Source organism: Pseudomonas sp. GW822-FHT07A10, assembly GCF_058798795.1.
This window is the reverse complement of sequence record NZ_JBXAKV010000006.1, coordinates 158,830-181,055: the sequence shown is the minus strand read 5'-3', so window position 1 is coordinate 181,055 and position 22,226 is coordinate 158,830. Positions and strand designations below refer to the sequence as shown.

Sequence of the window (22,226 nt, the reverse complement as noted above, 5' to 3'; positions counted from 1 at the left end):
CCGCCCGGCAGCGTCATCGACTACCTATCGATGGCGCCTGTCCGCCGGTTTTTTCCTTTTGCATCAGATACGCGACGAGCTTGTCCAGGGTGTCCACCTGTTGGTATTCGATTTCAGGAATGACCACCCCCAGGCTCCGATTCAGGGCCTCGATGAGGCGAAGCCAATCCATGGAGTCCAGATCAACCTCCTCGCGTAGCGGGCGGTCACCGGGTAATTGCTCGGGGTCGACTTCAGGAGCGATGCTCTTCAACGCGTTCAACACCTGATTGCGTACCGATAGCGGGTCCATGGGCTCACCCTCACAAATTCTCTGGGGTTTGTAACAAACGACGGACTTCCCCCAGGAAGCGTGCGCCGTAGTGACCATCGCTGACCCGATGATCGGCTGACAAGCTGCTGACGACGGTGGGCATCACACACAACTGGCCATCCTTGACCCAGGGCCGATCGCCGATACGGCCGAAACCGACCAAGGCAACCTGGGGCGGGTAGATCACCCCCAGTACGCTGTCTACGCCCTGATCGCCGAGCTGGGTGACCGTGATGCCGGCGCCACCCAGTTCGGAGCTGCGCAGAGAACCGCCGCGGGCGCGCTCCACCAGGCTGGACAGTTCACGCATCAGATCGGTCAAGGACATGTCGGCCACATGCCGCAGAACCGGGGCGACCAACCCGCCCTGGCGCAAGGTGATTGCCACGCCAAGGTCTGTATCGGCCGCCGGTTTAAAGCCGTTGTCCTGCCAGGAACCGTTGAGTTGTGGATAGTCGCGCAAGGCCAACGCCACCGCTTTGAGCAACAAGACACCGGGTAACAGACGCTCCGGCAGTGGGCTTTGCGCGTTGTGTGCCTGCAGCCAGGCCATGGCCTTATCCAGGGCGATGGTTTCGCTCAGGTAGTAATGGGGAATCTCGCGTTTTGAACGACTCATCGCCGCCGCGATCGTACGACGCATGGCCTGGTTACGGTCGGGCTCCGGCGCCACACGGGCGGAGGCTTCGACATCTTCCAGGGTCACCACGCCGTGTGGACCATGGCCCTGCAACTGACTGGCATCGAGCCCCAGTTCGGCCGCGCGCTTGCGCGCTGCGGGGGAAATCTTCGGCCGCTGCGCAGAAAGGTTTTCCACCTCACGCGGCACAGGCGCGGGCGTTGCTGTCCGTCGCACGCTCTGCGGACTTTCACCCGGTTCCAGCAACTGCGCGATGGCGGTACCGACAGGCACTTTGGCGCCGACATCGATCAGCAGTTGCAACACCGTGCCATCGTGCCAACACTCCACATCGATAGCAGCCTTGGCCGTATCGACGACGGCAATCACCTGACCACGCTTGACCGCATCACCGGGATGGACTTTCCATTCCAGCAACGTGCCTTCATCCATATCGGCTCCCAGCGATGGCAATTTGAATTCGATCATGGTTGCCCCTCCTGGCCCGAAACCTGGACGCGGTAAATGCCTGTCATCACGTTGCAGTCCCCTCGCACAGCTCATGCGCGGCGGCGACGATCGTCGACACTTGAGGCAGTGCGGCTTCTTCAAGATGCCGGGGATAAGGCATCGGCACTTCGGCGCTGCACACCCGCGCCGGTGGTGCATCCAGTTCGTAAAAGCCCTGCTCGACGATCCGAGTGATGATTTCCGCTGCCAGGCTGCCGCTGCGCCAGCCTTCATCGACGACGAGGGCGCGGCGGGTTTTGCAGACCGAGGTCATGATTGTGCTGTCATCCAGAGGGCGCAGAACCCGCAGGTCGATGACTTCACAATCAATCCCCTCCCCGGCCAGTTGCTCAGCCGCCGTCAGGGCTTTGCCGAGGGTGCCGCCATACGCAATCAGGGTCAGGTCCTTGCCGACTCGACGGACCTTGGCGGCACTGATGTCCAGAGCCTTCCAGTCGCCAGTATCACCCTCCATGTTGTAGAGCTGGGCGTGTTCGAAAATCAGCACCGGGTCCGGATCCAGCAGCGCAGGCCAGAGCATGCCGCGTGCATCCTCGACGGTCGCCGGGGCGAGAATTTTCAGCCCTGGGATATGCGCATACCAGCCTTCGAGGCTGTGAGAGTGTTGCGCCGCAAGCTGACGTCCCGCGCCCGTCGCCATGCGCACCACCAGGGGAACCGAGAATTGGCCACCGGACATATGCCGCAGGGCAGCAGCCGTGTTCATCAGAGGATCGAGGGCGAGCAGGCTGAAATTCACGGTCATGATTTCTACAATCGGCCGCATGCCCCCCAGCGCCGCCCCGATACCGGCCCCCACGAAGCCCAACTCGGACAACGGCGCATCTCGAATGCGTTCCGGGCCGAATGCTTCAAGCAGCCCCAAAGAGACGGCATAGCTGCCACCGTAACGGCCGACGTCTTCGCCCATCAGAAACACCCGAGGGTCCCGTTGCAACGCTTCACGCAGGGCCTCGCGCAACGCATCGCGGTAGGTCATGCGAGTGCTCATGGCGCGGCCCTCGGGGTGTAGACATCGCGAGACAGATCCTCCAGCGGTTCCAGGCTGGCGCTTTCGGCATAAGCGATGGCGGCCTCCACTTCAGCGTCCACCTGGGCCAGAATCGCCAGAAAACCGGGTTCGTCCAACAGGCCTTCGGCCTTGAGCCGGGCACTGTAGGTGTGAATCGGCCCACGGGTCTTCCACTGCTCCACCTCGGCCTTGTCGCGATACAGCTGCGGGTCGAACATCGAGTGGGCGCGAAACCGATAGGTACGAAACTCCAGGAAAAAAGGCCCGCTCCCTTGCCGGATGTGTTCAACCGCCTCACGGGTGGCTTCGTACACCGCGACCACATCCATGCCATCGACAGACCGGGTCTGGACCTTGTACGCCGAGGCTTTGGCACACAGGTCGGTTTGCGATTGCGAACGCTCCAGGGCCGTGCCCATGGCATAGAGGTTGTTCTCGCAACAAAACAGCATCGGCAACTGCCACAAGGCGGCCAGGTTGATCGACTCGTGAAACGCTCCCTCGGCCATGGCACCTTCACCAAAAAAGCACGCGGAGAGCCGCGATCCACCCTGCATACGCTCGGCCAGCGCCAGGCCGACGGTGAGTGGCAAGCCGCCGGCGACGATGGCATTGCCGCCGAAGAAACGTGTACCGGCATCGAACAAGTGCATCGAACCGCCACGCCCTCGCGAGCAGCCTTCCTGACGCCCGTACATCTCGGCCATGATGGTCTTCATGGGCACTCCCTTGATCAGGGCATGGCCATGTTCGCGATACGTCGCGACCACCGCATCGTCGGCTGCCAGCGCATGCAGAGCGCCGACCGCCACCGCTTCTTCACCGATGTACAGGTGCAGGAAGCCACGGATCTTGCCCTCTCCATACAGCTCGCCGGCGCGCTCCTCAAGGCGACGGATGCGCACCATGTCCCGCAGCAAATCGAGAGCAAAGTCTTTGGGCAACGATTGAAGACTCATGACGGATTCTCCAGGCTGGAAGTATCGCCCTCCGGCAAACCCAGCTCCCGAGCCTTGAGCAGACGTCGCATGAGCTTTCCGCTGCGGGTGTGCGGCAGTGCCTGGATGAATGCCAGTTCCTTTGGCGCGACCACGGCACCGAGACGCTTGCGTCCATGGCCCAGCAATTCATCGTGCAGGGCCGGGCTGGCGGTGAATCCGCTCTTGAGCGAAACAAACGCCTTCACGGTTTCACCCAGCAGAGGATCGGGCTTGCCAATCACGGCAGCCTCGGCCACCGCCGGATGTTCCATCAGTGAGCTTTCTACCTCGAACGGGCCGATAAGGTGCCCGGCCGACTTGATGACATCGTCGCCGCGGCTAACGAACCAGTAATAACCGTCGGCATCGCGACGCACCAGATCGCCACTGAGGTACCACTCACCGACGAAGCTCTGTCGATAGCGCTCCTCTTGCCCCAGATAAGTACGGAACATGGCGGGCCACGGTCGTTTCAGAGCCAGTTCACCGACTTCATTTGCCTCGAGAAACACCAGCGAACCGTCCGCCTTGCGCTCGACGATGGCCGCCTCGACACCGGGCAACGGTTTGCCCATGGAGCCCGGTTTAATGGCCATCGAGACCGTGTTGGCAATCATGATTCCGCCGGTTTCGGTCTGCCACCAGTTGTCGTGGATCGGCAGCCCCAACACCTCTTTGCCCCACCAGACAGCCTCGGCATTGAGCGGCTCGCCGACACTGGCAATAAACCGCAGGCAGGGAAAGTGATGGCGGCGCGCCAAGGCGTCACCGGCTTTCATCAAGAGGCGAATGGCCGTCGGTGCCGTGTACCAGACCGTCACCTGTTGCTCTTCGAGAATCCTGTACCAGCGTTCGGCATCGAATTCGTTGCCCTCGACCACGCTGGTCACCCCCATCAGCAGCGGCGCGAAAATCCCGTATGAAGTCCCCGTGACCCAGCCCGGATCGGCGCTGCACCAGTAAATATCTTCAGGGTGTAAATCCAGGGCGTATTTGGCGGTGACCCTGTGCGTCAGCGCGGCGCCGTGCACATGCAACACGCCTTTGGGGGTGCCGGTCGTGCCGCTGGTGAAGTGTAAAAGTGCGGGGCTGTCGACCGTTGTCCGGGCGATGTCAAAATCGTCAGCGGCTTCGGCCAGCAATCGATGCACGCTGAGGGTACCCTCAACGGCGTTCGTATTCCCACCCTCGGCGTCATACAGCAGCACATGCTTGAGTGCCGGCAAATGCTCACGAACCGCCGCGATCTTGCGTCGATAAAGAGTTTCGCTGGTCAACAGCACGCTGCCTTCACCAAGACGCATCCGGGTTTCGATGGGCTCGGGGCCGAACGCGCAGAATAACGGCGAAACCACGCAACCGAGCTTCAAGCCACCGAGCACGCCCAGATACAGCTCCAGCCCTTGGCCACAGAGCACAAACAAGCGTTCGCCGGGGGCCACGCCCAACGTTTTCAGCACATTGGCAAAGCGGTTGGTCAGCGTACTCAGTTGTCCGTAGCTGATGTCGCGGTGCCCGCCATGGCGATCGAGTATGCGCAACGCAGTATGTTCACGCGCCCCTCCCATCGCATGCCGATCCACCGCCTCATAGGCGAGGTTCATGCCGCCCCCTGGCAACCCGGCCAATTCGAGCGCTTGAGCCTGCCATGAAAAGGCTGCGCGGGCTTGCTCGCTGTCCAGCCAATTGGGCTTTGTCGGCAAACGGGTGAGTTGCTTTTTGATCATCGGCAAATGCATGGGCTTCACCTCAACGGCTGTTCATCACAACTCGTCACCCAGGGGTGTGATCAACCGTGAACGGGACTGTCCCTAGACCGCCAGGACGCTGCATGGCACCTGATACAGAATATGTTCGGTCGTGCTGCCCACCAGTTTGTTCAATCCATGGGACTGGACTCTGCCCATCACGATCACGTCCACCTGATTTGCCTCGGCAAACTCACTCAGCGCCGAGACTGGGTGCCCCAGAATGAAATGCCGACGGTCAGAGGCCACACCGTACCGACCGGCCAGCGCCAGGAACGATTTTTCCAGTTCCCTGCGCAGCTGCTTGGTCAGCTGCGACAGAGTCAGGCCACCGCCGCCCATATCGCCCAGATAGTCTGTCGTGTCGCAGGCGTACAGCAAGTGCAACTCGGCATTGCACTGCAGCGCAAGGCCATTGGCCTGCTGGATGATCCGGTCATTCAACTCTTTGTCGGCATCGGTACCCGAAGCGTCAACGGCGGCCACGATCTTGTGCGGCAAGGTATGGCCACCGCCGCCCACCAGATAGACCGGCACCGGGCAGTGGCGCAGCAAGTGCCAATCCAGCGGGGTGAAGAACGCGCGCTTGAGCGCCGATTCATGCTGAACCTCCTTGATCAACAGGTCGGGCTGCATTTCCGTGACGTGATCCAGAATGTCCTGCTGCAGGTCATCGGCCCAGGCCACTTCTGCCGTCACCTCGATCCCCAGGCCACGGATATTTTTTGCCTGATACTTCAACCAGTCGCGGTGGTCCTGCAAGTAGGTCTCCCGCGCCGTTTCCCGCACGCCCTCTTCAAGCAGCGACAGAATATCCAACGACTTTATCAAGGCAGCGATATGCAAACGTGCCCCGCTGGCCTTGGCCAGGGCCGCCGCATGTTGTATCGCAGGAGACTGGCGCAGGGCTGGGTTGATGATCAATAACAACCGTTGATACTGGCTCATGATCTGACTCCAGGCAGGTGGGCTTCAACGCGTCATGGCCTGTTGCGAGGGCGCGGTCGGTGCGCCCTCGCTGGACCAGGCACCAGCGTCAACCCAGAGTCCTCCGTTGGAATCGCTTTGGCGTTGATATAAATCAAATACCTTCGCCGGGCAGGCTACCGGCAGCAGCCCTCCATCATGAGTCGCTCTTGCTGATGGTTTTCAACCATTCCTGGTGGGCTTGACGGTATTTGTCATCCGCCAGTTTTTTCGCTGCAGAAAATCGCTGTATCGTCTGGGTCGAAACAGGCTCACTCAACAACGCATAGGCTTGTTTACTCAGTTGGTCGGCCTCAGCAAAGAGCACCGAACATCGATTGATTGATTCAGAACAGGCAGAAAATTGTGTCGTTGAATCATTGGCGATCATGGTCGTACTCCTCCCGCAAGTACCAGTAAACGATCCCGACCTCCTGTCACTTGTTCAAGTTCGTAGCGTCGAGTACACCCTCGCCCGGTTCTACTCGTCACGCGTCCAGTCGATGTTCACCCCGAACTCATCATCGCTGTACTGATAATCGGCGTGCCCTTTGAAGGCCGCTTTCAGTGCATGACCCAGGCGGTTCGCGAGATGGATGCCCGTGGTGGTTACAACCAGCGCGCCTTCGGAGTCGGCCAGGCTGATGATGCGCTCCAGGGCATGCTCCGCTTTTTCGTTTTTCTCGGTGTTTTCGATCAGGTTGATGATCTCGCTTCGATGCGCGGCCAAGAAGCTGCCCGATAGCGTGAGCGTACCCGCCGGCTTGTTGTCATTGGTACGCTGACAGGCTGGACAGGTCACTGATTGCGCATCATGAACCACCGTGTTTTCAGGAACTTTCCAGGTCCAGTTACCTGCCTGGTAAGCGGCCCCACACTGCGGGCAGACGGCAGAGCCTTCGATTTTCGGCAAGCAATAAGGATCATGGGCCGGTGTTTTGAACAGCTGGTTTTTCTGACTCTGCCGAAACTTGTCCATGGTCTTTCCTCGCAAATGAGTTGGCTGAAAATCCCACGCGAACCGTGTTTTCAAATCGCCCCCCTCCAGTCAGGTCCACTGAAAACACGGTGGATTTGAAGATTTCATTTGGGCCCGGTTTGCTGCGGCGCAGGTTGATATTTGTCAATTCGGGCCAACAACCGACGGTCGATCATCCGAACGGTACGTACTGCGACTGCACGCCTGCCTATGTGACTTTGTTGATAAAAATCAACGCTGCACCTGCCATTTCATAGAAGCTGAAACAATGCAGAACTCTTCAGGAGAACAACCTGATGGCTCACACTAAAATCCTGTTTCGTGCTGGCGCTCGCGAGAAAATCCTCAGCGGAGCCACACAATTGGCGGACGCTGTCCGGGTGACCCTGGGACCGAAATCGAAATCGGTGTTGATCCAGAATAAATGGGGCAATCCGACGGTCTGCAACGATGGCGTGACAATTGCCAAACGGATCGACCTGCTGGACCCCGAGGAGAATCTGGGTGCGCAAATGCTGCGTCAGGCGGCGGAACGCACCGGCGAGGCCGTGGGGGACGGGACCAGCACATCGACGGTCCTGGCCCATGCAATGCTGGCCGACGGCATCCGCAACGTCGTCGCCGGCGCCAGTGCGATCGACCTCAAGCGCGGTATGGACCGGGGGCTTTCTCTGGTCATGCAATCACTGCTGGCGCAATCGCGCCCGGTCAGCACGCCCAAGGAAAAGGCCCAAGTGGCCACGCTTTCGGCCCATAACGACGCGGTCATCGGTCAACTGGTGGCCGACGCTCTGGAAAAGGTCGGCATTGAAGGTGTGGTCAGTGTCGAAGAGTCCAAGACCACCGAAACAGTGGTCGAGGTCATGGAAGGGATGCGTCTGGATCGTGGATATGTCTCGCCCTACTTCGTAACCGATACCGAGAAGATGCAGGCCGAACTTGACGATGCCTACCTGCTGCTCTGTGACCATAAGATCGGGGTGCTCAAAGACCTGCTGCCATTGCTGGAACTGATTGCCAAAAGTGGCCAGCCACTGGTCCTGATCGCCGACGACATAGAGGGTGAAGCGTTGACCACGCTGGTGGTCAACCAGATTAGGGGGGTATTGCGCGCAGTGGCGATCAAGGCGCCAGGCTTCGGTGATCGACGCAAGGAAATGCTTCAGGACATTGCCGTTCTGACCGGCGCAACCGTGATCTCCAATGAGCTGGGGATCAACCTCGAACAGGTGGAATTGAGCCAGTTGGGCCGGGCTCATCGCGTCGTGGTGCAAAAAGACAGCACCGCGCTGATTGGCGGCGCAGGTGCACGCGAGGCTATCGAGGCGCGCCTGCAACAGATCCGCGTGCAAATGGACAACACCACCAGCGATTACGACCGGGAAAAACTTCAGGAACGCCTGGCCAGGCTGTCTGGCGGCGTGGCGGTGATCCGCGTCGGCGCGCCTTCCGAAGCGGAAATGAAATCGCGCAAGGATGCACTCGACGACGCGATTTCCGCGACCCGGGCGGCGATCGCCGAAGGCATTGTTCCGGGGGGCGGTCTGGCCCTGCTCAAAGCCGTGCCGATGATTGCAGCCGAAGAAGCCAACCATGAGGGCGATGTCAAAACCGGCCTGCAGATTCTGCGCCGGGCTCTGGAAGCACCGGCCAGGTTCATCGCTGAAAACTCGGCGGTGGATGCCGGCGTGGTCATTGCCCGGATGCTCGCCGAACCGGGCAACGTGGGCTTCGATGCGGCAACCAATTGTTATGTGGACATGTACGAAGCCGGCATCATCGACCCGACCAAAGTGGTACGCATTGCCCTGGAAAATGCCGTGTCGGTCGCCAGTGTCCTGCTGCTCACCGAGGCGACCATGACGGATATTCCAGAAAAGGAATCGCCTGCCCAGCCACCGTTTCCTGAATGACCGGCACGAGGTGAGGTGATCCAGACACAAGGTCTCTGTGCACATCATCCGGCGCCCTGCGCGAGGGAGAAGCTGAAGCAGGCTATCTTTATAAAACGGGTTGGCCGCGGGCTTACCGATATGCGTTCCCACTCTGAGCCAAGGCCATGAAAAAGAACGACCAGTGGAACCTGTCCTACTTGGCGATCGCTTTTATCGTCATGGGCCTCATGCAGGTCTTCTTTGTCGAGCGCCAGGCCGTGCAGCCCCTGCCCTACAGCCAGTTCATGCAATTGTTGAACGAGCAAAAAGTCAGTGACTTGCAGATCGACAAGGACCGGATCAGCGGCAAATTGGTGGAGCCCATCGACGGACGTGACCGGTTCTCCACGGTGCGGGTCGATCCGTCGCTGGCGACCGAACTCTCCCAATCGGGCGTCGGCTTTACCGGAGTCAACGAAAACACCTTTATGAACAGCCTGTTGGGCTGGTTATTGCCGTTCATAATGATCATGGTGTTCTGGCATTTCCTGTTTCGCGGGATGGCGGACAAACAAGGCCTTGGCGGGTTGATGAATGTCGGCAAGTCGCGGGCCAGGATCTTTGTCGAACGGGACACTGGAGTGACCTTCGCCGATGTCGCGGGCATCGACGAAGCCAAGGCCGAACTGGTGGAAATTGTCTCGTTCCTCAAGAACAAAGCCCGATACGCACGCCTGGGTGCGCACATCCCCAAGGGCACTTTGCTGGTCGGCCCGCCAGGCACCGGCAAGACCCTGGTGGCCAAAGCCATCGCCGGTGAAGCCGGTGTGCCGTTTTTCTCGATTTCGGGGTCCGAGTTTGTCGAAATGTTCGTCGGGGTCGGTGCGGCCCGGGTCCGCGACCTGTTCGAACAGGCCCGCCAGGCGTCGCCCTGCATCATCTTCATTGATGAACTCGATGCGCTGGGCAAGATGCGTGGCGTCGGCGTGTTGGGCGGCAATGACGAAAAAGAACAGACCCTCAACCAGTTACTGGCCGAGCTGGACGGCTTCGATCCGCGGGAGGGCGTGGTGTTGCTGGCCGCAACCAACCGGCCGGAGGTCCTTGATCCGGCGCTGTTGCGCGCTGGGCGCTTCGACCGGCAGATTCTGATCGACCGCCCCGATCGCAAAGGGCGGCAGTCGATTCTTAAGGTTCATCTAAAGAAAATCACCGTGGAACCAGGCCTCGATAGCGCGCGTATCGCCGAAATCACCACTGGTTTCACCGGCGCCGACCTGGCCAACCTGGTGAACGAAGCAGCCATCGTCGCCACCCGTCGCGGCGCCGAGGCGGTCAGCCTGAACGACTTCACCGCCGCGGTGGAACGCCTTATCGCGGGGCTTGAACGCAAGAGCAGCCTGCTGGATGCCGACGAGCGCCGGGTGGTGGCCTATCACGAGATGGGGCATGCCCTGGCCGCCAGCAGCCTGCCGGCCATGGACCCGGTGCATAAAGTGTCGATTGTGCCCCGGGCCATCGGCTCACTGGGCTATACCTTGCAGCGACCGACCGAGGATCACTTCCTGATCAGTTGCCAGACACTCAAGGACCGGATTGTCGTGCTGATGGCCGGACGCGCCGCCGAGGACCTTGTCTACGGCCAGATCTCCACCGGGGCCGCCGACGATCTGGGCCGCGCGACCGATATCGCCCGGCAACTGATCACCCGCTTCGGCATGAGCCCTGAGCTCGGCCAGTCGGTGCTGGAAAAGCAAACCCCAACGTACCTGGGAGATCGCATGGCCACGATGGGCGAAAAGGATTATTCGGAACAGACTGCCCGGGAAATCGACCTGGGTATTCGCGCCCTGCTCGATGAAGCCTACCAACGGGCCAAGGCGCTGCTCCAGAGTCGTCGGGCCGACTTGGATGAGGGTGCCCGTCTGTTGCTGGAAAAGGAAACCCTCACGCCCGAGGAGTTCCCGCCGCTGATGCCATTCAAGCCCACCCCGGCATTACCCGCACCGTGACGCACCGATCAATCGCCCGGATACGGCGCCCTGCCCCCATCGCTGAAGGCTCATCATGTTCGCAGTCACGCTGATCAACACGTTGGTGGTGGTCATCACGGTGGTGATCCACTACGAATGCCTGCTGCGTCTGAACGATTGGCTGCCCAGGCTCAAACTCTGGAGCCGCTTCCGGATCGTCGTCGGGGTATTCGGCGCGATGGCGGCCCATGCGTTAGAGGTCTGGTGTTTCGCGCTGGTCTATTACCTGCTGATCCGCTCCGGTGAATGGGGCAGCCTGAGCGGCAATTTCGATGGTTCGTTCATGGACTGCGTGTACTTTTCCTTCACCACGTTCACGACCATCGGTTTCGGCGACATTTCACCCATGGGAAACCTCAAGTACCTGACCGGGTTGGAGGCACTGACAGGGCTGGTGCTGATTTCCTGGACCGCTTCGTTCCTGTTTCTGGAGATGCAGAAGTACTGGAAGAGCAAATAGCGCCGGGCGCCGTCCATCAGCCCTGATTGCCCGGCGCAGGCGTCCATTGCCACTCCATCACTTCGGGCATGTCCTGCCCGTGTTCGATGAGGTAAAGCTTGTGTTTCTCCATCGTCGCCCAGTAACGCGCCCGGGCGGTCTGGAGTTGATCGTGCAGCCTGGGCACGCGCTCGATGACATCCAGGGCCAACTGATACCGATCCAGATTATTGAGCACCGCCATGTCGAACGGCGTGGTGGTCGCCCCCTCGTCCTTGAAGCCGCGAACATGGAAGTTTTCATGATTGGTGCGCTTGTACAGCAGCCGGTGGATCAGCGCGGGGTAGCCGTGGAAGGCAAAGATCACCGGCCGGTCGACGGTAAACAATTCATCGAAGGCGCTGTCGGGCAAACCGTGGGGATGGTGGTACGACGGCTGCAGGACCATCAGGTCGACGACATTGACCACCCGCACCCGCAGATCCGGCACGTATTCGCGCAGCAAAGTGACCGCCGCCAGGGTTTCCAGGGTCGGAACGTCGCCGGCACAGGCCATCACCACGTCGGGATCGCTGTCATCGCGGCAGGCCCAATCCCAGCGTCCGATACCGGCCTGGCAATGACGAATGGCGGCATCGATGTCCAGCCACTGCCACTCCGGTTGCTTGCCGGCCACAATCACGTTGATGTAGTTGCGGCTCCTGAGGCAGTGCTCGGCCACTGACAGCAGGCAATTGGTATCGGGCGGCAGGTAGATCCGCACCACGTCCGCCGTTTTGTTCGCCACCAGATCGATGAACCCCGGGTCCTGATGGGAAAAACCGTTGTGGTCCTGGCGCCAGACATGGGAGGTGAGCACATAGTTGAGCGAGGCCACGGGTTTGCGCCATGGCACTTCGGCGGCGGTTTTCAGCCATTTGGCATGTTGGTTGAACATCGAGTCGACGATGTGGATGAACGCCTCGTAACAGGAAAACACCCCATGCCGGCCGGTCAGCAAATAACCTTCGAGCCAGCCTTCGCACACCTGTTCGCTCAGAATCTCCATCACCCGGCCATCGGTCGACAGATTGACGTCATCAGGCCCCAGCGGCTCCATCCACGCCTTGGCACTGACTTCATACACCGCATCCAGCCGGTTCGAGGCGGTTTCGTCCGGGCCGAACAGGCGAAAATTGCTCGACGTCAGATTGCATTTCATCACGTCGCGCAAAAACCGGCCCAGCACCCGCGTGGCCTCTGCCCGCAGGCCACCGGGCGTCTCGACGTTCACCGCATACTGGGTGAACCGTGGCAGGTCCAGCGCGCGCAACAGCAGCCCACCGTTGGCGTGGGGGTTGGCGCTCATTCGCCGATGGCCGGTCGGCGCCAACGCCGCGATCTCGGGCAACAAGGTGCCATTGGCGTCAAACAATTCGTCGGGGCGGTAACTGCTGAGCCATTCCTCCAGTTGCCGCAAATGCTGCGGCTGCTGGAAGTCGGCCAAGGGCACTTGATGCGCCCGCCAGGTGCCTTCGACCCGCTGGCCATCGACGAATGTCGGCCCCGTCCAGCCCTTGGGCGTGCGCAAGATCAGCATTGGCCACAGGGGTCGCTCCACTGCCCGGGACGATGATCGTTGACGCGCGCCCCGCTGAATGTCGCGAATCTCCTGCACGATGGTGTCCAGCGTTCTGGCCAGGGTTTGATGAACCTCTGTCGGGTCATCGCCTTCGACGAAATACGGGTCGTAGCCATAGCCGTACATCAACGCCGACAACTCCTCCTCGCTGATGCTGGAGAGCACCGTCGGGTTGGCGATTTTGTATCCGTTCAAATGCAGAATCGGCAGCACCGCCCCGTCACGCGCCGGGTTGAGGAACTTGTTGGAATGCCAACTGGCCGCCAACGCCCCGGTTTCCGCCTCGCCGTCGCCAATCACACACGCCACGATCAGGTCCGGATTGTCGAACGCGGCGCCATAGGCATGGGCCAGGCTGTAGCCCAGCTCGCCGCCTTCATGGATCGACCCCGGAATCTGCGCCGACACATGGCTGGAAATGCCATACGGCCAGGAAAACTGCCGAAACAGTCGGGCCAGGCCATTGGTATTGCGCCCCACCGACGGGTTGCACTCGGTGTACGTGCCTTCCAGGTAGGTCTGGGCCACGACGGCCGGCCCGCCGTGCCCGGGGCCGGCGATGAAGATCATGTTCAGGTCGTGGGTGGTGATCAGGCGATTGAGGTGCGTATAGATCAGGTTCAACCCCGGCGTCGTGCCCCAGTGCCCCAATAACCGTGGCTTTACATCTGCCAGTGTCAGCGGCACCGCCAGCAGCGGATTGTCCTTGAGGTAGATCTGCCCGACCGCCAGGTAATTGGACGCCCGCCAGTAGGCATCCAGCCCTTCCAGTTGCTCGGCACTCAGAAAATCGCTCATGACGTCCTCCGCCAGGGCCTGGGGTAAACCGCAAGACATGCGTCGATTCTGGGTGTCTGCACCGCCTAAGACTTGATTTACATCAAGTCTTAGGCGGTCTATCCCGGCTCAACAGGAACAAGCTTTTCCCCCGCTCATCGACTCTATCTGTAAACGCCCGATTGAAACGAGGGATCCGAACTATGCTTTTAGCTCCTGTCAGGGGGGGACTTTTGCAATGCCTGAAACCCGGCCATATCAACATCATTATCTGAAAGCCGCGTGTGCCAATTGCAGCGTTCTGGAGTTGTGTCTGCCGATTGGCTTGACCAGCCACGAAGTCGAACGGCTGGATACCCTGATCATTCAGCGCGTAAAGGTTAAAAAAGGTGCAGCCCTGTACCGGGCCGGCGATCCGTTGCGCTCGCTCTACGCGGTGCGGATTGGCTCATTCAAGACCAGCATGCTGTCGGTCGACGGTCGCGAGCAGGTCACCGGGTTTCAGATCCCCGGCGAGATGCTCGGTCTGGACGCCATCAGCGACGATCATCACACCTGCAGTGCCTTTGCCCTGGAGGACAGCGAAGTCTGCCCCTTCAACTTCACCCAACTGGAGAAGCTCGCTCTGGAGCTGCCCTCGTTGCAGCACAACATGAACAAGATCCTGAGCAGGGAAATCGTCCGTGAGCACAACCTGCTGATGATGATGGGCAACATGAACTCCGATGAACGCCTGGCCGCCTTCCTGCTGAACCTGTCGCAACGGCTGAGTATTCGAGGTTACTCGTCCCGAGATTTTGTGCTGAAGATGCGTCGCGAAGAGATCGGCTCCTACCTGGGCCTGCGTCTGGAAACCATCTGTCGGGGCATCGCTCATCTACGGGACTCGGAACTGGTCGAGATTTCCGGGCGTAACGTCAAAGTGCTGAATCTGGACGGGCTCAAGCAACTGGTCGCCGGCTGCCACCGGGAGGCGCCCCTCTGACGCCTTGCGGTGCATCGGTTTTGGAGAGTCGTTATGCGCGCCATGGTTCTGCATGCCCCCGGCCAGCCGCTGCAACGCGAAGAACGTCCCGTGCCGCAGCCCGGCGCGCAGCAACTGTTGATCAAGGTGTTGGCCTGTGGCGTGTGCCGCACCGACCTGCATTTGGTGGACGGCGAATTGCCGCAAGCAGTGCTGCCGCGGGTGCCGGGCCATGAAATCGTCGGTGAAGTGACAGCGGTGGGCGCCGATGTCGCACCCGACTGGGTCGGCAAGCGCGTCGGCGTTCCCTGGCTAGGCTGGACGTGCGGTGAGTGCACGTTTTGCTGCTCGGGCCGGGAAAACCTCTGCGACCGGGCACAGTTTACCGGCTGTCATCTGGATGGCGGTTATGCCGATTACACCATTGCCGACGCGCGCTTCTGTTTCCCCCTCCCTGACACGCTCTCGGCCACCGAAGCCGCACCGCTGCTGTGCGCCGGGCTGATCGGTTTTCGCGCCTTGCAAATGGCCAAAGGCGCACGCCACCTGGGCCTTTATGGCTTCGGCGCGGCGGCGCATCTGGCGATTCAGGTGGCGCGAGGACGGGGGCAGCAGGTGTACGCCTTCACTCGACCGGGCGACAGCGAGGGCCAGGCCTATGCCCGAACGCTGGGAGCCGTGTGGGCAGGCCCTTCGGATCAGCCGCCGCCGCATCCGCTCGACGCCAGCCTGATCTTCGCCCCCGTCGGTGCGCTGGTGCCGCTGGCGCTGGAGGCCAGCGTCAAGGGCGGTTGTGTGATTTGCGCCGGCATCCACATGAGCGACATCCCCGGTTTCCCTTATCGACTGCTGTGGGGAGAACGCAGCGTCCGCTCGGTGGCGAACCTGACCCGCGAAGACGGCACGGCGTTTTTTGCAGAGCTGCGTCATACGCCCGTGCACAGCGACGTCACCTCTTTTGCCCTGGACGATGCCAATCAGGCGCTGGCAAGCCTGCGGGCCGGTCAGGTCAAAGGGGCGATCGTGCTCGTCCCCTGACGCTCGCCCCAGCTGTGCGGTGTTTTTTCCGGCACCGTCCACCAACAACGCTAGGCTTACGGATGACGTGGCGATGACTCGTCATTTTGCAGGGAGCGCAAAAAATGGAATTAATTGACCGTTGGCAGCCTCTCTCTCTCAGGACAGCCTGTATCAGGGAGGAATGCCGCCATGCAGATTTCTAATCATTACAAATGGTCTGCCTTGGCAGCCATTGCACTGACCCTCTTCAGCGTACTGATATTTTTGCTGATCAAATCCTACTCGTACGACACATCGACCTACTTCGAATCGCGCGACTTCGTTCGTCAACTCAAGCAATACGATGCCAATTGGAACGTGAAGCTCCTGCGAGCCAAAATCGGCATGAACAACAACCTGTTGCTGGTGGCGCCGCCTGAAGCGGAAGAGCGCTGGCAACAGCTCGATAGCCTCAACGCTGTCGGCCCGCTCCCGACCCTTTGGCAAACCCGACGCCAGGGTTATCTGGAGGCGGTAGAAAACAAAGCCCGGTTGGTTGAGCAATTCAAACAGCACAACACGGCCTTGCGAACAGCATTCGAGGCCCTGCCTACGCTGGAAGATGCCATTCGGGTGTTGCAGGAAGATTCCAACGACAAACTCTCGTCGGTGGATGCCCGGGCGGCCTCAGTGGTGTTCGACCTTACCTTGGACACCCTTGAATACGCCCTCTATGTCAGCAGCGAACGGGCCGAAGAAATCTCCGGGCATCTGGAATATCTGAATGAGTACATCAATCAACTGCCGCCTGAACGGCGCCCGACTTTCACTGCACTCGTAGACGCTGTGAATGCCATTGTTCGAGAGCAGCCCATCGTCAATGACCTGGTTGATCGCATCAGTGTCATTCCGGTTGCACAGCAACTGGACAGCATCAACGAATTATTGAACGAGACACAACGGCGCACAGCCGCGACAGATCGCCAATACCACCTCTACCTGGGGATCTGCGCCGGCATCATGGCGCTGCTGTTGCTGTACCTGGCCGCCCGTCTGATTCGCAGTTATGCGCTGATCAACAAGATGAACAACCAATTGCAGACAGCGAACGAGCGGCTGGAGCAACGGGTCGAGGAACGCACCCGCGAACTGTTTGAAGCCGAGCGCGAACTGATCGACGCCGCGCGGATGGCCGGTATGGCAGAGATCGCGACCAACGTGCTGCACAACGTCGGTAATGTGTTGAATAGCGTTAACGTCTCCGCGGAATTGATCACCCGCAAATTGTCGACCAGCAAAACCCTCGGCCTGGGCAAAGCGGTAAAAATGATCAATGAACATGCCGAAGACCTGGGTCAGTTCATGACGCACGATGAAAAAGGCAAACTGCTGCCCCTTTACTTCAATCAACTGGTGGATTCCATCGCGGCCGAGCAATCGAGCATCGTTGACGAGCTGGCGCAACTCACCAAGAGCATCGATCACATCAAGGATATTGTTGCCACCCAACAGGCCTATGCCGGCGCCGCCCGGCTGGTCGAGCCGTTGAATGTCGTCGATCTGTTCGAAGATGCGTTACGCATGAATTCCGGCGCCTTGAGTCGACACCATGTCACCGTCATTAAAGACTACCAGGCCACACCGACCATCATCGGCGACAAACACCGACTGCTGCTGATCCTGATAAACCTGATCAGCAATGCCAAATATGCGATGTCCAGGGTCAGCGATCATGAGCGCCGTATGACGCTGGGCGTCAGGATTATCGATAACGCAACGCTGCGCTTCAGCGTAGAGGATCAGGGCGAAGGGATCGCCGCCGAGAACATGACCCGCATCTTCAATCACGGCTTCACCACGCGCAAGGAAGGCCATGGATTCGGCCTGCACAGCTGCGCGCTCGCGGCGGTGGAAATGAACGGCCACCTTAGCGTCCATAGCGACGGCCCCGGCCAGGGAGCGGTTTTTACCCTGGAGATTCCGCTGGAGACGGCGCAGGTAATGCCGGCCGCCGTAAGCCTGTAGCAGCTGTCGAGCCTGCGAGGCTGCGTTCGGCGGCGAAGCCGTCGTCAAACCAGAGCTTGCGGTGCATCAGGCAGACCGCGTCAATCGGACTCACGACTGCTGCGCAGCCGAACGCAGCCTCGCGCTGCTCGGCAGCTGCTACAAGGTAGCCGTCAACCCACCAGCGCAATCAACTGCTGGCGCTGTGCATCCGTGAGCATCGGTCCTCTACCTGCACCGGCGTTTTCCGTCATGTAGCGCGGGTTGCTGGTGCCGGGGATGACGCAGGTCACCGCCGGATGAGCGAGCAGGAACTTGAGCGCCAGTTGCGCCCAGCTGTTGATCCCCACTTGCGCAGCCCATCCCGGTAGCGGTTTGCCTTTCAATCGAGCGATCAGGCCCCCGCCACCGAAGGGCCGATTGCAGATCACCGCCACACCGCGCTCACGACACAGCGGCAGGATTCGCTTCTCGACAGCGCGGTCGTCCAGGGCATAGTTGATCTGCAAAAAATCCATCGGCTCACCTTTCAACACCGCCTCCACTTCGTCGTAGGCCGACGCCGTGTAATGGCTGATGCCGATGTAGCGGATACGCCCTTCTGCCTTCCATTGACGCAGGGTCGGCAGATGGGTTTTCCAGTCCAGCAGGTTGTGAATCTGCATCAGGTCGATCCGGTCGGTCTGCAACAGTTTGAACGACTGCTCCATCTGCGCGATGCCTTCCTCGCGGCCACGGGTCCAGACCTTGGTGGCCAGGAATGCTGGCGAGCGCGGTTGATGGATCGACAGCAACTCACCGGTGGTCTGCTCGGCGCGACCGTACATGGGCGAACTGTCGATCACCTTTGCACCCTTCTCGAACAACGCGCTGAGCACCGCCTGCAGTTGCTTGTAAGCGGCGTCGGCGGGCGTGACATCAAAACCGCGATAAGTACCCAAGCCGACGATGGGCAACGGCTCGTTGCTGGAAGGAATCGCTCGGGTCAGCATGTTCTTGCCTCCGTGTGGCGAGGGGGCTTGCCCCCGTTGGGTTGCGAAGCGGCCCCAAAACCTGCAGTCGCGGTGTATCAGGTACTCCGCATGCAACGGATTTACGACTGCTACGCAGTCGAACGGGGGCGAGCCCCCTCGCCACAGGTGCTCGCACCCACACGGGCATTGGGCGGCGCTTCTGCACAGCTGAAATTGCTGGACTACACTCTGGCGACGCTCCAGCAATAGCTGTCTCAAGGCCCGAAGCAGTCCATGCCGTCCACTAAACTTAGCCGAATGTCGCGAACCCTGGTGTCTCTCTTCGCTTTCATTGCCGTTGCATACCTGCTGCTCTGCGTCGCGCTGTTCGTGTTTCAACGGGCCCTCATCTACTACCCGCAACCTCGCGCCATCGGCACACCCGAATCACTGCTTGCCTTGTCAGTCGCCGACGCGCAGGTGCTGGTGACCGTCAGGCCACACGACGGGCCGAAGGCGTTGATCTATTTTGGTGGCAATGCCGAGGACGTTTCCCGCAGCCTGCCCGGGTTTTCGCAGGCGTTTGCGGATCATGCGATCTACTTGCTGCATTACCGAGGTTACGGAGGCAGTACCGGGTCGCCGTCCGAGGAGGCGATTCAGCGTGATGCCATGACCTTGTTCGACTATGTCTACAACAGCCATCCCGATATTGCAGTGATCGGGCGCAGCCTGGGTTCAGGCGTTGCCGTGCGCCTGGCCAGCCAGCGACCGGCGTCGCGGCTGATCCTGATCACGCCCTACAACAGCCTTGAAGACCTCGCCGCCCGCCAGTTTCCCTGGTTCCCGGTGAAATGGCTGTTGCAGGACAAGTTCGAGTCCTGGAAATACGCCGCTCATATCACGGTCCCGACGCTGTTGGTTGCGGCCGAGCACGACGAAGTCGTACCGCGCGCAAGCACAGACCAGCTCTACACGCATTTCGCCAAGGGTGTAGCATCGCTGCAGGTCATACCGGACACGGGCCACAACTCGATCTCCGAGAGCCCCAACTACCTGCAAATGCTGGGCGCCGCGTTGTGAGCACCCTCACAGCAGCACGTTTTTAAGCAGACGGTCAGAAAAACGAAGTAAATACTTAACGTTTTTTTTACAATCCAACTGGCAGGGTATACGGCTGCGAGTTCTGCGGCTCATGATGAGCACCGCACAGGGCTTTACCAATACAATGGAGCAAGGCATGGAGCCAATGGTGGTAACAAGCCCAAAAAATATACTGATCAGCGAGTACGAGTACTTACAGGGGATTGTATTGTGATGCAAAAGCGTCCTTTGCGCAGAATCGGAATCAGTCACGCACAGGCGCAGGCCTCATGACTGTTCTGGTTACTGGCGCCGCCGGTTTCATCGGGTATCACACCGTCAAGCGTTTGTGTCAAGAAGGCCTTGAAGTCGTCGGTATCGACAATCTCAACGACTATTACAGCGTAGAACTCAAACACGCGCGGCTCAAGGAGCTGGAGTCCTTGCCGGGTTTTCGCTTCCAGGCCATGGACATCGTCGACAAACCGGCCTTGATGGCGCTGTTCGAAACTCACGCTTTTACCGAGGTTGTGCACCTGGCCGCCCAGGCGGGTGTTCGCTATTCACTGGACAACCCGGATGTTTATGCGCAGTCCAATCTGGTGGGTTTTCTGAATGTGCTGGAAGCTTGCCGGCACCATCGCCCCGCACATCTGATCTATGCCTCGAGCAGCTCGGTGTACGGCACCAACAGCAAAATGCCGTTCAGCGTCGAAGACGCCGTCGATCATCCCATTTCGCTGTACGCCGCCACCAAACGCTCCAATGAACTGCTGGCACACAGCTATTGCCATCTCTATGGCCTGAAAGCCAGCGGATTGCGCTTTTTTACCGTTTACGGACCTTGGGGGCGCCCCGACATGGCGCTGTTCAAGTTTACCGAGGCGATCATCAAAGGTTTGCCGATCGACATCTATAACCATGGCCAGATGTCGCGCGATTTCACCTATGTCGACGATATCGTCGAAAGCATCGCCCGCCTGCGCTCCAAGCCACCGGTGCCGAACGAGCCGGGCGCTGGCGTCAACCGGATTTTCAACATCGGCCGTGGCCAACCCGTGCCGCTGCTGGAGTTTGTCGACTGCCTGGAATCGGCGCTGGGCATCAAGGCCCAACGTAATTTCATGCCGCTACAGGCAGGCGATGTGGTCAAGACCTGGGCCGATATTTCGGCACTGGCCGAGTGGGTCGACTTCCGTCCTCAAGTGACGGTCGAGACCGGTGTAGCAGAATTTGTGAAGTGGTATCGCCACTTCTATCAGATATGAATCGAGCCCTTGATAAATAAAAGACCAAGGAGCAAGGGGGGGACTCTATGAGCCAAGACATTTTTGTATCTGTACTGATTCCAGCAAAGAACGAAGCAAACAACCTCAAGCCGTTACTTGAGGAAGTCCGCGCCGCATTGGCCGATGAGGCCTACGAAATCATTGTGGTGGACGATGGCAGCACCGACTCCACCCTGCATGAACTGCGGCAGCTGAAAAACAATGGCCTGGACGCGTTGCGCATCCTGCGCCATGAGCGCTCGCTGGGGCAAAGCACCTCGCTCTACCACGCGGCAATCGCCGCCCGGGGGCAATGGCTGGCCACGCTTGATGGCGACGGTCAAAACGACCCTGCGGACATCCCCGGGATGTTGGCGCTGGTGCGCGGTGAAAAGGGTCTGGTCGACGTTCAGCTAGTGGCCGGGCACCGGGTCAACCGCCGCGATACCGCAAGCAAACGCTGGGCTTCGCGTTTCGCCAACGGGCTGCGTCGCCGCCTGCTTAATGACGATACCCCGGACACCGGTTGCGGGCTGAAGCTGATCGAGCGCGCGGCGTTTCTGCGCCTGCCGTACTTCGACCACATGCATCGGTACATTCCCGCGCTGATCCAGCGTCACAACGGCCGAATGATCGTCCACCCGGTCAACCACCGGCCCCGCACCGCCGGGGTGTCCAAATACGGCAACATCGACCGCGCCCTGGTGGGTATTCTCGACCTGTTCGGTGTGTGGTGGCTGATCAAGCGCACGCGGTTGAACACCAACGCGCAGGAGATCGAAGGATGAACCTCTCCCGCGAAACCCTGTGGCTGGTGGTCGGCTTCGCTGGCCAGATCGCCTTTACCGGTCGCTTCATCCTGCAGTGGCTGTATAGCGAGTACAAAAAACGCAGCGTGATCCCGGTGAGTTTCTGGTACCTGAGCATTGTCGGCAGCGCCCTGCTGCTCGCTTATGCCATTTACCGGGCAGACCCGGTGTTCATCGCCGGCCAGGCCTTTGGTTCCATCGTCTATCTGCGCAATTTGCAATTGATTGCCCGCACCAAACACCTGAAGGACTGA

General features: G+C 60.0%; 20 protein-coding genes. 10 read left to right on the top strand and 10 right to left on the bottom strand.

Translation table 11 applies throughout. The features are described from left to right. Positions 1–13: 13 nt before the first annotated feature. The 8 genes from AC1RL4_RS12920 to AC1RL4_RS12885 form a co-directional block, all read right to left on the bottom strand. Complete coding sequence (locus AC1RL4_RS12920) at positions 14–292, bottom strand: acyl carrier protein (protein ID WP_230172816.1); 279 nt, start codon at positions 290–292, stop codon at positions 14–16. Between the two features lie 10 nt (positions 293–302). Continuing rightward, the gene (locus AC1RL4_RS12915; RefSeq protein ID WP_230172817.1) at positions 303–1,421 is read right to left on the bottom strand and encodes a dihydrolipoamide acetyltransferase family protein; all 1,119 of its coding nucleotides are present in this window, start codon (positions 1,419–1,421) and stop codon (positions 303–305) included. A gap of 46 nt (positions 1,422–1,467) precedes the next feature. Further along, positions 1,468–2,454 (bottom strand): alpha-ketoacid dehydrogenase subunit beta, encoded by a 987-nt coding sequence (locus tag AC1RL4_RS12910; RefSeq protein ID WP_096480737.1) that lies wholly within the window; start codon positions 2,452–2,454, stop codon positions 1,468–1,470. After that, entirely contained in the window at positions 2,451–3,434 is a 984-nt protein-coding gene (gene pdhA, locus AC1RL4_RS12905; protein ID WP_028939737.1) for a pyruvate dehydrogenase (acetyl-transferring) E1 component subunit alpha, read from the bottom strand. Before pdhA ends, AC1RL4_RS12910 begins: the two co-directional genes overlap by 4 nt. Further along, the gene (acsA, locus tag AC1RL4_RS12900) at positions 3,431–5,194 is read right to left on the bottom strand and encodes an acetate--CoA ligase (RefSeq protein ID WP_028939738.1); all 1,764 of its coding nucleotides are present in this window, start codon (positions 5,192–5,194) and stop codon (positions 3,431–3,433) included. Before acsA ends, pdhA begins: the two co-directional genes overlap by 4 nt. 72 nt (positions 5,195–5,266) lie before the next feature. Then, complete coding sequence (locus AC1RL4_RS12895; RefSeq protein ID WP_028939739.1) at positions 5,267–6,151, bottom strand: universal stress protein; 885 nt, start codon at positions 6,149–6,151, stop codon at positions 5,267–5,269. A gap of 175 nt (positions 6,152–6,326) precedes the next feature. Beyond that, positions 6,327–6,560, bottom strand: a complete 234-nt coding sequence (locus AC1RL4_RS12890; RefSeq protein WP_028939740.1) for a hypothetical protein — start codon at positions 6,558–6,560, stop codon at positions 6,327–6,329. A gap of 90 nt (positions 6,561–6,650) precedes the next feature. Further along, positions 6,651–7,148, bottom strand: a complete 498-nt coding sequence (locus tag AC1RL4_RS12885) for a BCAM0308 family protein (RefSeq protein ID WP_230172989.1) — start codon at positions 7,146–7,148, stop codon at positions 6,651–6,653. 296 nt (positions 7,149–7,444) lie between these two features. Between AC1RL4_RS12885 and groL the strand changes: the two genes are divergently transcribed. From groL to AC1RL4_RS12870, 3 genes are all read left to right on the top strand, one after another. Beyond that, on the top strand, positions 7,445–9,061 hold the full coding sequence (gene groL, locus AC1RL4_RS12880) for a chaperonin GroEL (protein WP_230172818.1): 1,617 nt from the start codon (positions 7,445–7,447) through the stop codon (positions 9,059–9,061). A 146-nt stretch (positions 9,062–9,207) separates the two neighbouring features. Next, positions 9,208–11,034 carry an ATP-dependent zinc metalloprotease FtsH gene (ftsH, locus tag AC1RL4_RS12875; RefSeq protein WP_204124361.1) on the top strand — a complete coding sequence of 609 codons (1,827 nt, stop codon included), beginning with the start codon at positions 9,208–9,210 and terminating at the stop codon, positions 11,032–11,034. 55 nt (positions 11,035–11,089) lie between these two features. Further along, complete coding sequence (locus AC1RL4_RS12870) at positions 11,090–11,515, top strand: potassium channel family protein (protein ID WP_111453728.1); 426 nt, start codon at positions 11,090–11,092, stop codon at positions 11,513–11,515. 16 nt (positions 11,516–11,531) lie between these two features. Here the strand turns inward: AC1RL4_RS12870 and AC1RL4_RS12865 are convergent, their stop codons facing one another. Further along, positions 11,532–13,913 carry a phosphoketolase family protein gene (locus tag AC1RL4_RS12865; protein WP_230172819.1) on the bottom strand — a complete coding sequence of 794 codons (2,382 nt, stop codon included), beginning with the start codon at positions 13,911–13,913 and terminating at the stop codon, positions 11,532–11,534. A gap of 217 nt (positions 13,914–14,130) precedes the next feature. Between AC1RL4_RS12865 and fnr the strand changes: the two genes are divergently transcribed. From fnr to AC1RL4_RS12850, 3 genes are all read left to right on the top strand, one after another. Beyond that, complete coding sequence (fnr, locus tag AC1RL4_RS12860; protein WP_230172820.1) at positions 14,131–14,877, top strand: fumarate/nitrate reduction transcriptional regulator Fnr; 747 nt, start codon at positions 14,131–14,133, stop codon at positions 14,875–14,877. A 33-nt stretch (positions 14,878–14,910) separates the two neighbouring features. Further along, positions 14,911–15,894: a zinc-dependent alcohol dehydrogenase family protein gene (locus tag AC1RL4_RS12855; RefSeq protein ID WP_230172821.1), complete on the top strand. Its 984-nt coding sequence runs from the start codon at positions 14,911–14,913 to the stop codon at positions 15,892–15,894. 171 nt (positions 15,895–16,065) lie between these two features. After that, positions 16,066–17,880: a DAHL domain-containing protein gene (locus AC1RL4_RS12850; protein ID WP_230172822.1), complete on the top strand. Its 1,815-nt coding sequence runs from the start codon at positions 16,066–16,068 to the stop codon at positions 17,878–17,880. A gap of 152 nt (positions 17,881–18,032) precedes the next feature. On the opposite strand, the gene AC1RL4_RS12845 is transcribed toward AC1RL4_RS12850, so the two are convergent. After that, a complete protein-coding gene (locus AC1RL4_RS12845; protein WP_230172826.1) occupies positions 18,033–18,851 on the bottom strand; it encodes an aldo/keto reductase in 819 nt (272 codons plus the stop codon). 255 nt (positions 18,852–19,106) lie between these two features. On the opposite strand from AC1RL4_RS12845, the gene AC1RL4_RS12840 reads away from it, so the two are divergent. The 4 genes from AC1RL4_RS12840 to AC1RL4_RS12825 all read left to right on the top strand — a co-directional run bounded on the left by AC1RL4_RS12840 (position 19,107) and on the right by AC1RL4_RS12825 (position 22,226). Next, complete coding sequence (locus AC1RL4_RS12840; protein ID WP_230172827.1) at positions 19,107–19,895, top strand: alpha/beta hydrolase; 789 nt, start codon at positions 19,107–19,109, stop codon at positions 19,893–19,895. Positions 19,896–20,185: 290 nt separating this feature from the next. Beyond that, a complete protein-coding gene (locus AC1RL4_RS12835) occupies positions 20,186–21,163 on the top strand; it encodes an NAD-dependent epimerase (RefSeq protein ID WP_204124365.1) in 978 nt (325 codons plus the stop codon). A gap of 47 nt (positions 21,164–21,210) precedes the next feature. Then, the gene (locus AC1RL4_RS12830; protein WP_019582030.1) at positions 21,211–21,951 is read left to right on the top strand and encodes a glycosyltransferase family 2 protein; all 741 of its coding nucleotides are present in this window, start codon (positions 21,211–21,213) and stop codon (positions 21,949–21,951) included. After that, the gene (locus AC1RL4_RS12825; RefSeq protein WP_018928220.1) at positions 21,948–22,226 is read left to right on the top strand and encodes a lipid-A-disaccharide synthase N-terminal domain-containing protein; all 279 of its coding nucleotides are present in this window, start codon (positions 21,948–21,950) and stop codon (positions 22,224–22,226) included. The genes AC1RL4_RS12830 and AC1RL4_RS12825 overlap by 4 nt, the downstream gene beginning before the upstream one ends.

Coding starts and splice junctions, on each gene's coding strand:
- AC1RL4_RS12920 (WP_230172816.1), bottom strand. CDS start 292: ATGGACCCGCTATCGGTACGCAATCAGGTGTTGAACGCGTTGAAGAGC.
- AC1RL4_RS12915 (WP_230172817.1), bottom strand. CDS start 1,421: ATGATCGAATTCAAATTGCCATCGCTGGGAGCCGATATGGATGAAGGC.
- AC1RL4_RS12910 (WP_096480737.1), bottom strand. CDS start 2,454: ATGAGCACTCGCATGACCTACCGCGATGCGTTGCGCGAGGCCCTGCGT.
- pdhA (WP_028939737.1), bottom strand. CDS start 3,434: ATGAGTCTTCAATCGTTGCCCAAAGACTTTGCTCTCGATTTGCTGCGG.
- acsA (WP_028939738.1), bottom strand. CDS start 5,194: ATGCATTTGCCGATGATCAAAAAGCAACTCACCCGTTTGCCGACAAAG.
- AC1RL4_RS12895 (WP_028939739.1), bottom strand. CDS start 6,151: ATGAGCCAGTATCAACGGTTGTTATTGATCATCAACCCAGCCCTGCGC.
- AC1RL4_RS12890 (WP_028939740.1), bottom strand. CDS start 6,560: ATGATCGCCAATGATTCAACGACACAATTTTCTGCCTGTTCTGAATCA.
- AC1RL4_RS12885 (WP_230172989.1), bottom strand. CDS start 7,148: ATGGACAAGTTTCGGCAGAGTCAGAAAAACCAGCTGTTCAAAACACCG.
- groL (WP_230172818.1), top strand. CDS start 7,445: ATGGCTCACACTAAAATCCTGTTTCGTGCTGGCGCTCGCGAGAAAATC.
- ftsH (WP_204124361.1), top strand. CDS start 9,208: ATGAAAAAGAACGACCAGTGGAACCTGTCCTACTTGGCGATCGCTTTT.
- AC1RL4_RS12870 (WP_111453728.1), top strand. CDS start 11,090: ATGTTCGCAGTCACGCTGATCAACACGTTGGTGGTGGTCATCACGGTG.
- AC1RL4_RS12865 (WP_230172819.1), bottom strand. CDS start 13,913: ATGAGCGATTTTCTGAGTGCCGAGCAACTGGAAGGGCTGGATGCCTAC.
- fnr (WP_230172820.1), top strand. CDS start 14,131: ATGCCTGAAACCCGGCCATATCAACATCATTATCTGAAAGCCGCGTGT.
- AC1RL4_RS12855 (WP_230172821.1), top strand. CDS start 14,911: ATGCGCGCCATGGTTCTGCATGCCCCCGGCCAGCCGCTGCAACGCGAA.
- AC1RL4_RS12850 (WP_230172822.1), top strand. CDS start 16,066: ATGCAGATTTCTAATCATTACAAATGGTCTGCCTTGGCAGCCATTGCA.
- AC1RL4_RS12845 (WP_230172826.1), bottom strand. CDS start 18,851: ATGCTGACCCGAGCGATTCCTTCCAGCAACGAGCCGTTGCCCATCGTC.
- AC1RL4_RS12840 (WP_230172827.1), top strand. CDS start 19,107: ATGCCGTCCACTAAACTTAGCCGAATGTCGCGAACCCTGGTGTCTCTC.
- AC1RL4_RS12835 (WP_204124365.1), top strand. CDS start 20,186: ATGACTGTTCTGGTTACTGGCGCCGCCGGTTTCATCGGGTATCACACC.
- AC1RL4_RS12830 (WP_019582030.1), top strand. CDS start 21,211: ATGAGCCAAGACATTTTTGTATCTGTACTGATTCCAGCAAAGAACGAA.
- AC1RL4_RS12825 (WP_018928220.1), top strand. CDS start 21,948: ATGAACCTCTCCCGCGAAACCCTGTGGCTGGTGGTCGGCTTCGCTGGC.